General features: G+C 26.8%; 18 protein-coding genes. 11 read left to right on the top strand and 7 right to left on the bottom strand.

The annotated features are described in order from the left end of the window. Positions 1-115: 115 nt before the first annotated feature. Both ACMC9J_RS01450 and ACMC9J_RS01445 read right to left on the bottom strand, forming a co-directional pair. Positions 116-367 carry a hypothetical protein gene (locus ACMC9J_RS01450; protein WP_019266988.1) on the bottom strand — a complete coding sequence of 84 codons (252 nt, stop codon included), beginning with the start codon at positions 365-367 and terminating at the stop codon, positions 116-118. A 1-nt stretch (position 368) separates the two neighbouring features. Continuing rightward, positions 369-890: a hypothetical protein gene (locus ACMC9J_RS01445; RefSeq protein WP_427003438.1), complete on the bottom strand. Its 522-nt coding sequence runs from the start codon at positions 888-890 to the stop codon at positions 369-371. 127 nt (positions 891-1,017) lie between these two features. Between ACMC9J_RS01445 and ACMC9J_RS01440 the strand changes: the two genes are divergently transcribed. Continuing rightward, positions 1,018-1,149: a hypothetical protein gene (locus tag ACMC9J_RS01440; protein ID WP_427003437.1), complete on the top strand. Its 132-nt coding sequence runs from the start codon at positions 1,018-1,020 to the stop codon at positions 1,147-1,149. Between the two features lie 267 nt (positions 1,150-1,416). On the opposite strand, the gene ACMC9J_RS01435 is transcribed toward ACMC9J_RS01440, so the two are convergent. Then, positions 1,417-1,650, bottom strand: coding sequence for a DUF3781 domain-containing protein (locus ACMC9J_RS01435; RefSeq protein ID WP_427003436.1), 234 nt, complete (start codon positions 1,648-1,650; stop codon positions 1,417-1,419). 214 nt (positions 1,651-1,864) lie between these two features. On the opposite strand from ACMC9J_RS01435, the gene ACMC9J_RS01430 reads away from it, so the two are divergent. The 3 genes from ACMC9J_RS01430 (at position 1,865) to ACMC9J_RS01420 (ending at position 4,381) form a co-directional block, all read left to right on the top strand. Continuing rightward, the gene (locus ACMC9J_RS01430; protein ID WP_427003435.1) at positions 1,865-3,148 is read left to right on the top strand and encodes an AAA family ATPase; all 1,284 of its coding nucleotides are present in this window, start codon (positions 1,865-1,867) and stop codon (positions 3,146-3,148) included. A gap of 5 nt (positions 3,149-3,153) precedes the next feature. Further along, entirely contained in the window at positions 3,154-3,621 is a 468-nt protein-coding gene (locus ACMC9J_RS01425) for a hypothetical protein (protein ID WP_427003434.1), read from the top strand. Between the two features lie 382 nt (positions 3,622-4,003). Further along, positions 4,004-4,381 carry a hypothetical protein gene (locus tag ACMC9J_RS01420; protein ID WP_019266997.1) on the top strand — a complete coding sequence of 126 codons (378 nt, stop codon included), beginning with the start codon at positions 4,004-4,006 and terminating at the stop codon, positions 4,379-4,381. Between the two features lie 347 nt (positions 4,382-4,728). On the opposite strand, the gene ACMC9J_RS01415 is transcribed toward ACMC9J_RS01420, so the two are convergent. After that, the gene (locus tag ACMC9J_RS01415) at positions 4,729-5,076 is read right to left on the bottom strand and encodes a hypothetical protein (protein WP_427003433.1); all 348 of its coding nucleotides are present in this window, start codon (positions 5,074-5,076) and stop codon (positions 4,729-4,731) included. A 4-nt stretch (positions 5,077-5,080) separates the two neighbouring features. Then, positions 5,081-5,572, bottom strand: a complete 492-nt coding sequence (locus ACMC9J_RS01410; protein ID WP_368500037.1) for a hypothetical protein — start codon at positions 5,570-5,572, stop codon at positions 5,081-5,083. Between the two features lie 84 nt (positions 5,573-5,656). On the opposite strand from ACMC9J_RS01410, the gene ACMC9J_RS01405 reads away from it, so the two are divergent. From ACMC9J_RS01405 to ACMC9J_RS01395, 3 genes are read left to right on the top strand one after another with little or no spacing between them, the layout of a single operon-like run. Continuing rightward, positions 5,657-6,709, top strand: a complete 1,053-nt coding sequence (locus ACMC9J_RS01405; RefSeq protein WP_019265353.1) for a glycosyltransferase family 8 protein — start codon at positions 5,657-5,659, stop codon at positions 6,707-6,709. A gap of 2 nt (positions 6,710-6,711) precedes the next feature. Further along, a complete protein-coding gene (locus ACMC9J_RS01400; RefSeq protein ID WP_427003432.1) occupies positions 6,712-7,686 on the top strand; it encodes a glycosyltransferase family 52 in 975 nt (324 codons plus the stop codon). Positions 7,687-7,696: 10 nt separating this feature from the next. Continuing rightward, the gene (locus tag ACMC9J_RS01395; RefSeq protein WP_427003431.1) at positions 7,697-8,083 is read left to right on the top strand and encodes a hypothetical protein; all 387 of its coding nucleotides are present in this window, start codon (positions 7,697-7,699) and stop codon (positions 8,081-8,083) included. 16 nt (positions 8,084-8,099) lie between these two features. Here the strand turns inward: ACMC9J_RS01395 and ACMC9J_RS01390 are convergent, their stop codons facing one another. Beyond that, the gene (locus tag ACMC9J_RS01390) at positions 8,100-8,819 is read right to left on the bottom strand and encodes a class I SAM-dependent methyltransferase (protein ID WP_303999237.1); all 720 of its coding nucleotides are present in this window, start codon (positions 8,817-8,819) and stop codon (positions 8,100-8,102) included. 180 nt (positions 8,820-8,999) lie between these two features. Here ACMC9J_RS01390 and ACMC9J_RS01385 point away from each other — a divergent pair, with 180 nt between their 5' ends. The 3 genes from ACMC9J_RS01385 to ACMC9J_RS01375 are packed head-to-tail and all read left to right on the top strand — an operon-like array spanning position 9,000 to position 12,490. Beyond that, positions 9,000-10,040 carry a LicD family protein gene (locus ACMC9J_RS01385; protein WP_427003430.1) on the top strand — a complete coding sequence of 347 codons (1,041 nt, stop codon included), beginning with the start codon at positions 9,000-9,002 and terminating at the stop codon, positions 10,038-10,040. Positions 10,041-10,097: 57 nt separating this feature from the next. Continuing rightward, entirely contained in the window at positions 10,098-11,174 is a 1,077-nt protein-coding gene (locus tag ACMC9J_RS01380; RefSeq protein WP_427003429.1) for a pyridoxal-phosphate-dependent aminotransferase family protein, read from the top strand. Further along, entirely contained in the window at positions 11,174-12,490 is a 1,317-nt protein-coding gene (locus ACMC9J_RS01375; protein WP_427003428.1) for a Gfo/Idh/MocA family oxidoreductase, read from the top strand. Before ACMC9J_RS01380 ends, ACMC9J_RS01375 begins: the two co-directional genes overlap by 1 nt. A gap of 5 nt (positions 12,491-12,495) precedes the next feature. Here the strand turns inward: ACMC9J_RS01375 and ACMC9J_RS01370 are convergent, their stop codons facing one another. Next, on the bottom strand, positions 12,496-13,362 hold the full coding sequence (locus ACMC9J_RS01370; protein ID WP_427003427.1) for a LicD family protein: 867 nt from the start codon (positions 13,360-13,362) through the stop codon (positions 12,496-12,498). A gap of 159 nt (positions 13,363-13,521) precedes the next feature. Between ACMC9J_RS01370 and ACMC9J_RS01365 the strand changes: the two genes are divergently transcribed. After that, positions 13,522-13,905, top strand: a complete 384-nt coding sequence (locus ACMC9J_RS01365) for a LicD family protein (RefSeq protein ID WP_427003426.1) — start codon at positions 13,522-13,524, stop codon at positions 13,903-13,905. The last annotated feature ends 1 nt before the right edge of the window (position 13,906 follow it).

The raw sequence follows: 13,906 nt of genomic DNA, 5'->3' as shown, positions 1-13,906 counted from the left end.
TTTTTTTTATCATTCTGAAAAATTGCCTTGACTTTGGAATATTGCACTTAAATGCAACTATATTACTTTTTATTTAATAATTGATGATATAAAAAAATAAGAATATTTAACGGATTTAATTTTTAGTATAATTTTCAAGCATATCTTTTAATTTCATGGCAGTAGCTGGACTCATAACAATTTGTAAATCTGATTCGCTGATTAGCTCAAAATTATCATTTTTATTAATCAATTTGTTGTTTACTATAATTAGCCTGACTTCTTCGTCGTCTCCTCCCACTCCAAATGATGATGCGTGAATGACTTTAGATTCATCTTTAATGTTTATGCTAGAGTTTATTTGTATTTCTTTATTTTTATTTGCCATATTAAAATCCTCCAATTTTGTAATATTTTTTAGTGTTTGTTAAATCTAATTTATTATAGCTATTTTTTGGGTTTTTGGAAGGACAGGCAATATTATATTTTAATTGTCTGTATTCCTGTTTATTGATTAATATTTCTTCATTTAATTCAATTTCTTTTTCTAATTTGTCTAAATCAACATCTTTTGCATTTTCGTCAAAAAGTTTGTCTAATTCTTCATCAGAATATTTTATAAATTCTTCAGTTTCATATGATGATTGTTTTTCAAGTTCTTTTTTGGCCAGATATTCCTGTAGTGCATCTAATTTTTTAACAATTTCTGAATTGAAATTTAATTCGTATTTTGAATTTTTTAAAATCAGTATTTTATTTTCCAGCAGTTTATCCATAAATTTGTCTAATGTAGATCTAGATATTTCAGCTCCTATTGCTATTTGTTGTTTGGTATAGCTTTCAAAAGGATTTGCTAATAAATAGTCTAATACTTTTATTTGGGGGCATTTTCCTAAAATTTCTATTAGCATATTTAATCATTCCATGTATAATAATTATACAATTATCATTAATAAATTTTTGTAAATTGTCTAAATTGAATACATTAAATATTATATCTTTAATTTAATAAATTAATAATGGAGGTGATTAAGTTGTATGGAATTTTGTGAAGAAGAAATTGAAATAAAAATTGTATATGCATTGCATAGGAGAGCATATTACAATAAAAGACACACTCCTATAAAAAATGTATGCAATAGATTATCATATATTCCTGTAAACAAATAAATAAAGCTGTAAAGAAATTACACAAAAAGGGAATCATTGGTATTAAAAAAACATTTCATGGTGCGGATATCTATTTAAATCACAAGAAAAAAGCTGAAATTCAGGATATTATTTCAACTAAACTATCTGAATTAAATGATTTTTAAAATCATGCGGTTGTGTTTAATTTAAACTATTTTTTTTTATCATTCTGAAAAATTGCCTTGATTCTGGAATATTGCACTTAAATGCAACTATATGGCTTTTTATTTGATGAAAGTATTTTACTTATTTTAAATGTGCAGTTATTATGGTATAGCTGGAAGCATTAACAGTTATTATGCATCTGTCAGCTTCAATGTAATAGTTTTTACCTTTGCGACTTATTTTAGCGTTTTTATCTTTAATTTTGGAAATGCAATAGCCAACGACATCATCAGTATCTAATTTGAGGTTTCTTTTAATTCTTCCAACACCCATCTGGGTTGTGTGTATTTTATCTGTGTTTTCAAGCAGGCTCATGTATGTTATTTTTGAGGGATGCTACAGATAAATATTCTGTTATAATTGTTTTAATAGAGGAATATTGATGTTAAATCCTACAAAAAATATATTTAATAGTTTGAATTTATGATATATTAATTATTAATTAATATTTTTTTAAGAAAATGTTTAATCTACTATTAAAACAATATGAAAAATGTTGATATTATAATTTAAAATGGGGCTTATAGTTATGTTAAATGATATGGTGTTAAATATATCTGATTTTGGTCCAATTGATGAAGCTAATATTGAAATTGGTAGAATTAATGTTGTGGTTGGAAAAAACGGTACTGGAAAGTCCACATTTAGTAAAATTTTGTATTGTTTTTTAAATGCTGCATCTGATGAAGGTGTAAAATTAGCAAATAAAAGTATAAGGGATAAACTTTCAGAATTTATTTTTCACTGGTCTAATAAAGTATCTGAAGAATATCATGATGAAGAATCTAAATTAAAAAAAATTCAATTTGAACTTAGTAATCATGATTTGGAAACTTCCCTTGAAAAAGAGTATGATGAGCTTTTTAAATTAGCGTCTAATTTTGATGAAAATTTTAATAATCAATACTCTGAAAATTTAAAAGAAATAGGTGAAGTGATAAATTTCAATAAAAATAAAACCCGAAGATATATTCAGATTAGTAATGTTTTATTTGCTTTTGAATTTGATTTTTGTTATACTGGTGCTAAAATTAAATTTTATGGAACTTGTGATGAAAAAAATTTTGAAAATACTTTAACTTTTAATAATGATGGAATTGAAGGAAATGTGTCCGGTAAAATTTTGGACAATATTAGTTTTTCAAAAGTTATTTATATAGATTCTCCATCTATTTTTGAAATTAATTATAATAATGTCCAAAACAACAATGCGTATCACTTAAATGAATTATATAGAAAATTGCTTCCTAATGAAGATATTGATGTTTATGATAATGTTTATAATAAAGATTTAATTGATTTTAATAATAAATTAAATGGATTATTAAATGGTAGATTTAAATTTGATTATAATAAAAATGAGTTTGTTTTTATTTCTGATAAAAGTGAATATTTAATTAAAAACACTGCATCAGGATTAAAACAGTTAGGTATTATTCAATTATTATTGGAAAATAGGGGATTGACTAAAAATAGTTTTTTAATAATTGATGAACCAGAAGTTAATTTACATCCTGAATGGCAAATAAAATTTGCCGAAATTTTAATTTTATTAGTTAAAAAGTTGAATATTTCATTGTATATTAATACTCATAGTCCTTTTTTAGCAGAAGCTATTGAAGTATATTCTAAGTATTATTCTTTTGATGATGAGGTTAATTTTTATTTAACTGAAGAAAGTGGTAAAAATAAATGTAAATTCAAGAGAATACCTCTTTATGATGCTGTTGAAATTTATGATAATTTAGGTAATCCTTTTGATGAAATTGAAAAAATAAGACTTAAAACAGAGTTAAAAGAAGATATGGGGTAGTTTTAATGGTTTTCACTAATCAGGATTTTATTGATATGTTAAATTTCTTCAAAGATAAAAATTGTTTTTCTAAAAACGCTAAAGAATCATTTGAATCTATAACTGAAATTTCTAAATCAGAAAGTGGGGAAAGTTTAATTAAAAGTAATCATTGTTTGAGTTTAAAAATTAAACCAATTGAATCTCTTTTTGTAGTGCTTCCTAAATTATATAAAAAATATTGTGATGAATTGGATAAAAATTATTATGAAACAATTTCAGGATTTATGGATTGGCTATTAAAGGTTAACAAAAAACTTTATGTTGTATTTTTAGATGATAAAAACAAGTCTAAGATTTATAAAAAAAATATTTCTAATAAAATTGATTCTAAGTATAAATATTTAAAAAGTTTTGTTAATTTGGAGCATAAATGTTATAATCAAAAAACATTTGAAGATGTGTTTGTTTCAATGTTGTGTTCTGAAAATTAAAGTAGGATTTTTTTATAGTCAAATAAACAAAATTGATATTATATGTAGTGCAACCATTTGGTAAAATAGTATGATATATGAATATTGTTTTATTTTAGGAATATTAATGTTAAATCCGACAAAATTTTTATTTAACAGCTTAAATTAATAGTTTAATACATATATTTTTTAATTAATTTCTTTTTAATAAATCGGGCAAAAAGTCAGTGAATTCCTAGAATTTTAAAGATAGGAATAACGTTATATTATTTATACATAGTAGAATATGTAAGAAAATTTCTTTGGATGATTTAGTTAATAAAAATATTATTAAAGCACACCCACAATCTATTCAAAGGTTGGCACATGAAAAATATTTAAAATTAAAAGAAGAGATGTTAAAATGAATTTAATTATTTCAATTAAACCCCAGTTTGTTAGTAAAATAATTTCTAAAGAAAAAAAATATGAATTTAGAAAGAATATTCCTAAAAAACCTGTTGAAAAAATTTTTATTTATTCTACTGTTCCTGATAAAGAGATTGTGGGATATTTTGAATGTGATAAAGTTATTGAGGATACTCCGGATAATTTATGGAATAATTTTTCAAAAGATGCAGGGATTTCTAAACAAAATTTTTTTGAATATTTTTTGGAAAAAGAAAAGGGATTTGCAATGGAAATTTCTAAGTTAACTCTTTTTAATAATCCTATAGATGTTGATGATATTTGCGGTTTTGTTGCTCCTCAGTCATTTAAATATGTGGATTATGATTTTTAAAAGATTTTCAATAAGGAAATTGGAATGGGAGAATAGCTATTAGGCTATTCTTTTTAATTAGCTTTTACGATATGGTAATCTCTTAACAGGCCTTCGTATTATTTGCAAGCTATTTTTGTTTTGAAAATAGATTTTTTTGTTGTGAGTATATGCTAGATATCTTGAAGGATAATAATCATGGAAATCTATTTTCAATTAATCTTATTGTTTTTGTACCTTATAAATGTTTTCCTATTTTGTGTAATTTTCTTCTTAAAATGTGTATTTATAGTGAAGCAAATTAGCTTGCATAAAACAAAAAGAATTTGGATTTTCTTTAAAAAGCAGTTTAAATTTAAAATGGGAAATTAATATTTTCCCATATAAGTTCCTATTTTGTAATTTCCATTTGAATCTGTGCCGGCATAGGTATAATACCCGTCTCCGCCTAAAACATATTTTTCTCCAGCAGATGTTTCAATTAATCTGTCTTCCAGATCATCACCTAAAATTTTATAATTTCCGAAGGTTGGTGAATATTCAGGATAATCATCGGATACATCTTCAACAGCACTGTCGGATTCTGCAGGATCATTTTCATATAAATGGAATTCTGTAGTGGATATTGAAAGAGTATCATTAATAATATAAGCTGCAAACAGTGCAGATACTATAATTGCAATTCCGCAGATTATAAAAACAGTACGGTCTTTCATAAAATCACCCCTTAAACTCCAGGCCATTTAAATAGCTTTGTGCTTGTGAATTACTTTCATTAACACTTATCTGAACTACTTTACTGTTTACAGGAACGAAATAATCTTTCTGATTGCTGCCATCACAGGTATATGAAACAATAATTGCCTTTTTGTTTTTAAATGAACCCATCTGGACACTGATGTTGCTGCAGCCGTCAAGCTGGTAATCTGCTGTTGTGTCTGTAATCGTGCTTTCATCATTGTATAGCTGATTAAACCTTTCTTCTGAATCAGGACTTATTGCAATAAATATGACATTACTTTGGTTTTCATCACTTAAAGACAATGAACCGAAGGAATCATCATAGTAACCTCCATCAATAGGTGTTGTAATTTTTAACTCATCACATTCAAATGTTTGAGGATAGTTATCTGCAAAAAACAGTGATCCCCAAATAAGCAAAATACAAATTATAGCAGACAGAATCATAATTATTTTAGTATTTTTTTCCATAGATTTGTTTTGTTTACTATTATAAATCAACTTTTTGTTTAAGCTAATAATAATTATATATTATTATTTTCAAAAGCATTAATAATGTTAAATGTAAGTTTTGCATGTGATGATAATTATTCACCATACTTGGCTATTTGTCTTGTTTCACTATTAAAAAATAATATTGGTGATTTTGATGAAATAGAAATTTTTGTATTGGACAGCGGAATCAAAAAAATCAATAAGGAAAAAATAAGGAAAATAGCTCATGATTATGGTGCTGATATTTCATTTATCCATGTTGCAGATATTGAGGAAAAATATAATCTGACTTTAAATAAAATGAGTGTTAAAGGGGATTTTTCACTGGCTACCTATTCCAGATTATTTATAGCCAGTCTCCTTCCTGAAACTGTAGATAAAGTAATATATCTGGATTGTGATGCTTTGGTTTTAGGTTCATTTAAGGAAATCTGGGATCTGGATTTAAATAATTATCTGGCAGCTGGAGTTTTGGCGCTGAACTGTACTGCTGAGGTTAAAAAAGCCATAGACTTAAATGAAGACGATTCCTACATTAATGCTGGAATGCTTTTAATCAACCTTAAGCGATGGAGACAGGAAAATGTTGAAAATCAGTTTTTAGAAAAGCTTGTTGAGTTTAACTTAAGAGGCAAACACTTTGGAATGGATCAGGGAGTAATCAACAATGTTTTATCCAAAAATCTCCTTATTTTAAATCCTAAATATAATCTTGAAGGCAGCCTCCACAATACTAACTATGACATTACCTTCAAATTAAACGGAAACATACAAAAGAATTACTATTCAAGGGAAGTTCTGGATGATGCAATTGAAAACCCTGTATTTCAGCATTTTTGTGTAGGAAACGGTGAAATATTTAACAGACCATGGTTAAATAGGCATCATGAAGACAATAAATTATATAGAAAGTATTTTGAGTTAGCTGACTTTGAATTTGACGAAGTATTTGACTATCACCATGTAGCACTTATAAAAAGATTCAACAGATTTTTAGCCAGAAACAAATTAACTTCCTTTCTGATTTGCAAAGTGATTCCGGATAAATTGGCTAAAAAGATAGTTGGAAATAAAATGGAAGTTGACAATCTGACAGATATTGAGAGATGGTAAAAATGACTAAAAGAATTTGTACAGTTGATACAGTATACTCTCTGTTTTTGTATTTTTTAATAAATGGAGTTTCCGATGATGATTTGTTTATATTTTCATCAGGAGTTCCTGAAGATATTAGAAAAAATATTAATCATGTTTATTTTCCATCTTCCCGTTTTAAATTCTGTGCTGATGATAATTTAATTAAATTTGCAGTTATGAATTTGGGAGTGTGTTTCAGACAGCTTTACGGCATTCTGAAACTTAGGTTGTTGATGCTGTTTGTTGGAGATGATGTTGAGATATACGGTCATGGGCATACGCAGTTTTCTTATATGTTTTATGAATATGAAAATGCATACCTTATAGAAGATGGTCTTGCTAATTACAGAAAACTGGAAAGTAACTTTATTTCAAACAGGCTTCTTAACTTTTTGGGATTGTATATTAAAGGATCCAAATCAGGATACGGAACACATGAAAACATTAAAAAGGTTTATCTGACTTATGAAGGTTTTTGTGATGTATCATCTAAAGCAGAAATAATTGATTTAAATGCATTGTGGGAGAATCTGTCTTTGGAAGATCATTTAAAGATTTTAAAAATTTTCAATTTCAGTAATCTGGAAAATATTGATGTATTATTGATTACACAGGCATTTAGTGAAGACAATTTAATGGATTTAAATGAGGAAATGATGATATATTCTGAAATTGTTGAAAAATATCCCAATATTATAATAAAGCCACATCCTCGGGAAGTTAAAGATTATTCTAAAATTTTTCCAGACAATACTGTTTTGGATAAGCATTTTCCGGTAGAGCTGCTGGTGCTGATGGGAATTAAAATAGAAAAAACAGTTACAATCTCTTCAACAGCAGTTCTTCACTTTCCAGCTAGTGAAATAGAAACCTACTGGGGAGATATAAATTCCAGTCATGTTAAAAAATCCCGTGAGGCTTTGGAATGTTTGATTAAAGGTTTGAAAGATTAAAGGTGAGTTTATGGATTTAAGTAAAAAAGTGATTGTTGTAGTTTGTTTGGTTATAGCTGTTTTATGCGGAGGAATTATTGCAGCTACATTATTCAGTGAACCTGAAAGTATTGATGAGGTAAATATTACAAATAATAATACAACTGAAGCTGACAGGGAAGTTGTTGAAAGTAGTGTTGATGTCAAAACAGAAAAATCATACGGATACTGTGCAGTTTGTGGAAAAGCTCTTTCAGCTAGTGAAGCTAATGATGAGTACACTCAGGGAAAAGTATGTCACAGCTGTGCAAACAACCCTCCCGGAGGACCTGATTATGCCAATCAGAAACTAAAAGAGGCATATCCTGATGAATATTATTGGTTGGAAACAGGTTATGAGGATAGCTACGAGGAGTAGCTATTTATACTTATAATTAATTTACAGATTTAATTAAAAAGTATTTATATCCAGTTTCAGTGAAATTTTTTAATTCATCAAATATTTCACCAGTTTCAATGGTTATATTTCCATCAATTCCGTTTATAAAGTCTAAAAATTCATCATCAGTTCTGTAAATTGCATTATAATCAGCTTCCAGATTTTCAGAAAAGAAATCCTTTAAAGTAAGTCTGGTTTCTAAAAATGAAAGAGTTTCTCTTATGTAAATTGTTTTATTGGAAGCACATAAGCTATTTAAATCTTTAATCATTTTTTTAATAGTATCATCATTAAAATAGATTAATACTCCAGTAATTATAACAATATCAAAAGGAGCATTAACTAGTAAATCTGCAGTATCTAGTTGGGAAGCGGATAAAACCTGGAAATGGCAGTTATCATAATTATAATTTTCCTTAGCTATTTCAATTAGATCTTCAGAATAATCAATACCTAAATAACTGTCGCACTTGTCATGGAAAACTTCAGCCCATCTGCCAATTCCGCAGCCGATTTCTAAAATTTTTTTATTTTCAAAATCAATTTTATTTAATAATAATTCACTTTCTTCTTTTTGACGTTTTTCAACATTTTCTTTGTCTGAAAATTCAGTTTTAACAAGCAGTGCTTCTTCGTCTTTTTTAGCCCGATTATTGAAAAATTTTTTAATTTTTTCAGAGTCTATTTCTTCAATGTTTCCATAAATTCTACTCATGTTGACCACTTAATATTGAATTAGTTCAAATACTTTAAATATTTTTAGTTTATCAGCTTTAAAAATTAAAGTTTAAATATACATTTTTTAAAATTTTGATATTAATAAATTATTTATATTTATATTGACATAGTGTTAATTTAGTTAGTGTGTTTTTCAATAAACATTGGATCGATTTTTATGGATTTTGAAAAAATTTATGCAAAGTTGCCTGATTCTATTAAATATAATAATTATATTTTAGATTTCTTTTTAAAGATTCCTAAAAAGTTACAAAATTTAAATAAAAAATCTAATCAGTTAAATTCACAAAATCAGTTATTGGATTTATTGTTTACTAGTTGTGATATAAGAATAAAAGGTAATTTAAGAAATGTTCAGTTATTGTATATTGAATTGCTTCGTTTTGTAGATAATGTCTGTAAAAAGCATAATATTGATTATTGGCTTGAAGGAGGTACATTAATTGGCGCAGTTCGCCATGGTGGTTTTATTCCATGGGATGATGACATAGATTTGTCTATTATGAGAAAAGACTATGAAAAACTAATTAAAATTCTTCCAGAAGAAATTTCTAAATATGAATACTTCAAAGAAAATTGTGGTTTGTCTTTACTTATTGAAAATCAAAAGAACTATTTTGAAGGATTTAGAAGTGTTTATGATGTTGATGATGAAAATGGTTTTTTAGATGATAATAAATTTTCATTTTTACAAATTGCATGGCTAAAACCTTATGTTAAGATTGATCTATTTCCGAAAGATTACCTTTTAGAAGAAAAGTTGGAATCTTTTAAAAAGGATTATGTGTCAACTAAATATAAGTTTAATCAGGATGTTAAAAATGGTAAAAAAGTTTTTTGGAACGAATTTAATGTAGTAAAAAAAGAATTGGGGTTAGTTAATACTAAGACAAAGTATTTTGCAGATTCAATTGATGTTTTACAGTTAACTTCTGATTTGATTTATGAAACTGATAAGATATTTCCATTGAAAACAATAAAATTTGAAGGATATGAATTTAAATGTCCTAAAGATATTAAACATACCTTGGAAGTTCAATTTGGTAAGAATTTCATGCATATTCCAAAGATTATTGAAAATCATAGTTTAGTTCCATTTATAGAACATCAATTTAGTTCATTTGAGGAAATGGATAAATCATTTTCAAAATCTATTAGTTATTTAAAAGAAATTAATGATAATTTTGATTTTGAATAAATGAGGTTATTTTGAGATTTATTAATAATGTTAATTTAATATTTAATAGGTGATATTGTGTTGAATTTTGCTTTAGGTCCGGTTATGAGTAGTGATTTAGTTTTAAAAGTTGGAAGTGAACAAACTCCTTATTTTAGAACTCCTGAATTTTCTAAAATCACTCTTGAGAATGAAAAATTGATGAAAGAAATGCTTTTTGCAGATGAAGATTCCAAAGTCATATTTTTAACGGGATCTGGAACTTCTGGTATGGAAGCTACTGTGATGAATGTTTTTACAGAAAATGATAAAGTATTAGTAGTCAATGGTGGAGGATTTGGTCAAAGATTTGTGGATTTATGTAAACTCCATAATATTGACTGTGATGATATTAAAATAGATTTTGGATCATGTCTTACTTCCCAAATGTTGGAAGAGTATGATGATAAAGGTTATACTGCATTTATGGTTAATATTTGTGAAACAAGTTCCGGAGTTCATTATGATATTGATTTAATAAGTGATTTCTGTAAAAGAAATAATCTATTTTTAGTTGTCGATGCAGTTAGTTCTTTTTTAGCTGATTATATTAATATGAGCGAGCACGGAGTGGATGTTGTAATAACAGGTTCTCAAAAAGCATTGGCATGCCCTCCAGGAATTGCTATTATAACTTTATCTGGACGTGCTGTAGATAGGGTGAACAATAATTCATGTAAATCAATGTATTTTGATTTAAAAGACATGTTGTTAAATGCTAAGAGAGGTCAAACACCATATACTCCAGCTATTACTATTTTGTTACAGATTAATGCAAGATTGAATCAAATTAAAAATGATGGTGGAGTTAAAGTTGAAATTGAGCGAACTACAAATTTAGCTAATGATTTTAGAAATAAAATTAAAGAATTTCCATTTGAAGTTAGATGTAAATGCTTATCTAATGCAGTTACTACTGTTCACTCTAAAGAAATTCTTGATGTAAATCTTGTTGAAATATTAAAAAATGAATATGATATATGGGTTAGTACAGCAAGGGATGATTTATCAAAAGACATGATTTTTAGAGTTGGACATATGGGTGATTTATCTACTGAAGATAATGATACTTTGATTGATGCACTTAGAGATATTCAAAAAAGAGGATTATTCTAATGATTAAAGTTATAACCTATGGTACATATGATTTATTTCATTATGGTCATCAGAGATTACTGGAAAGGGCAAAAGCACTTGGAGACTATTTAATTGTAGGGGTTACTGCTGATGACTTTGATAAAAACAGGGGAAAAATCAATGTACAGCAGTCATTAATGGAAAGAATAGAATCAGTAAGGGCAACAGGACTGGCTGATGAAATTATTATAGAAGAATATGAAGGTCAAAAAATAGATGACATCAAAAGATATGATATTGATATTTTCACTGTAGGATCTGATTGGGTTGGTGAATTTGATTATCTTAATGAATATTGTGATGTTGTTTATTTAGAGAGAACTGAAGGAGTTTCAAGTACAGATATAAGATCAAAAGATAGACAGGTTACATTAGGTTTAGTTGGTGAAGGATTAGTTTTAAACAAATTTTACAATGAAAGCCAGTATGTTAACGGATTAACTGTTGAGGGAATATGTTCGGATGATGAAAATCAACTTAAAGACTTTGAGGATGATTTAATTTTAACTCGGGATTTTGATGAATTAATAGATAATGTTGAAGCAATATTTATTGTATCTCATCCATCAAAACATTACAAACAAGCAAAAAAGGCACTTGAAAATGGAGTCCATGTTTTATGTGAATCACCAATTGCTCTTAAAGAAGAGGAGCTCTGTGAATTATTCAAACTGGCTAAAAAGAATAATTTGATTTTAATGGATTCAATTAAAACAGCATATTCAACTGCTTATAACAGATTGTTGTTACTTGCTAAAAAAGGAAAAATTGGAGATGTAATATCAGTTGATGCAACCTGTACCAGTTTAGCAGATAGGTCTGGTGATGACTGGAACAGTATAACTGCATGGGGTCCAACAGCTTTATTGCCGGTTTTCCAATTGCTTGGAACTGACTATAAAAATAAAAACATTAATTCTCTTTTGTTAGACAGTGCAGAGAATTTTGATTTATTTACAAAAATAGATTTCACATATCAAAATGCAGTAGCTTCTATAAAAGTTGGAAAAGGAGTTAAATCTGAAGGGGAATTAATAATATCTGGAACAAAAGGATATATTTATGTTCCTGCTCCATGGTGGAAAACAGACTATTTTGAAGTGCGTTTTGAAAATCAAAATGAAAATAAGAAATATTTCTACCAGTTAGATGGTGAAGGTATAAGATATGAACTTGTAGCATTTATAAAATCAATTGAATTAAATAAAACAGGCTCATATGTTGATGTTAATATTTCTAAAGAGATATCTTCAGTAATGGAAGCTTTTGATAATAATAAATTTAATAATTTATGATGGAATTATTTGTAAGGTCCAAAATCGACAGTATTATAAATATGATTGTATCTATCCTCTTTTGGAGGTATTTCCATATAATTTTTATCATATAATAAAGTTAAATATGTGTCATAATCATTTGGAACATTAATTTCAATATTTTCAAATTTGACTTTTTTAGCAGGTCTTAATGAAGATTTAGGTATTATTCTTGGGGTATTGTAAGTTGTACTAAGATTGCATACACAGTCACATTTTTCATTAAGATATTTATCCACAAAGTTGGTTCCATATTTTTTTATTTTTTGAAAATTTATTCTAAATAATTTAAAAATAATTTTAATAACTTTTCCAATTCTTTCTTTATTTTTAGATATGTATGCTTCACTGTTTGTTATTTCATAAATCCAAATTAATTTTCTTAAAAGTTTCCATTTAAATAAGAATTTTTTTCTTTTATTTATATCATCAGGGATGTTGTCTAATACGAATATATCTAAACTTAAACCTAGTGTAAAATCAGTATTATTGTCGTAATATTCTTCAGTTTTTGTTCCTTTTAAGTTCCATTGTGAATAGAGTCTACAATAACCTTTTTTATTTCTAGAACTTAATAATTCATATTTATCTTGGGGTAATTTCTCCAATATGTCCAATAATTTTTCGTACTGATCCCTTAATAGAATTAAATCAACATCATCATCCCAAGGAATAAATCCATTATGTCTTACAGCTCCAATCAATGTACCTGAATCTGCAAAGTATTCTATATCATTTTCTTCACATATTTTAATAAAATCAGTTAACATCATTAAATTTAAATCTTGAATATGTTTTAAGATTTCAGGGTCATATTTATTAAATTTTTCAGGTATTCTTATAATCGCCATTGTTTCCCTCTAATTATTATTTTAATTTATATATGATTAATTACATAAATATTATGGTATTTAGGTAATGAATTTAAAACTGTTTATTTATTTTATAAATAGAAATATAATATTTAATGGGGATATAGTATTAATGCAAGCAATTATTTTGGCAGTAGGATGGAAAAATGTTTAAAAGAGTTAACAAATGATGTTTATATTTCTAAAAATAAGGAAATGTTAGGTAAATGTATTAAACTATTTTTTAAGATTTTTCATATTACTCCGCAATGGTTTAAAAAAAGATACAGAAACACGGTTTTAAAATATTTGAATGAAAACTGTGATTCGGTATATGATATTAATGCAGAAACATACACTGCAGTATTTTCTAAAGACATATTTAAACCATTTAAAAAAGTTAAATTCGAATCAATTGAAGTTAATGTCCCTAATGATTATGATGCTTTTTTAAAAAGTATTTACGGCGATTATATGAAATTGCCTCCTATTGAAGAGAGGTCTAATCATGCTCATAATTTCATTGATTTTGGAGATTATTAAA

The organism is Methanobrevibacter intestini (assembly GCF_047402955.1).
Lineage (GTDB): Archaea > Methanobacteriota > Methanobacteria > Methanobacteriales > Methanobacteriaceae > Methanocatella > Methanocatella intestini.
The sequence above is the reverse complement of the archived record's forward strand: the minus strand, read 5'-3'. Positions and strand labels throughout refer to the sequence as shown.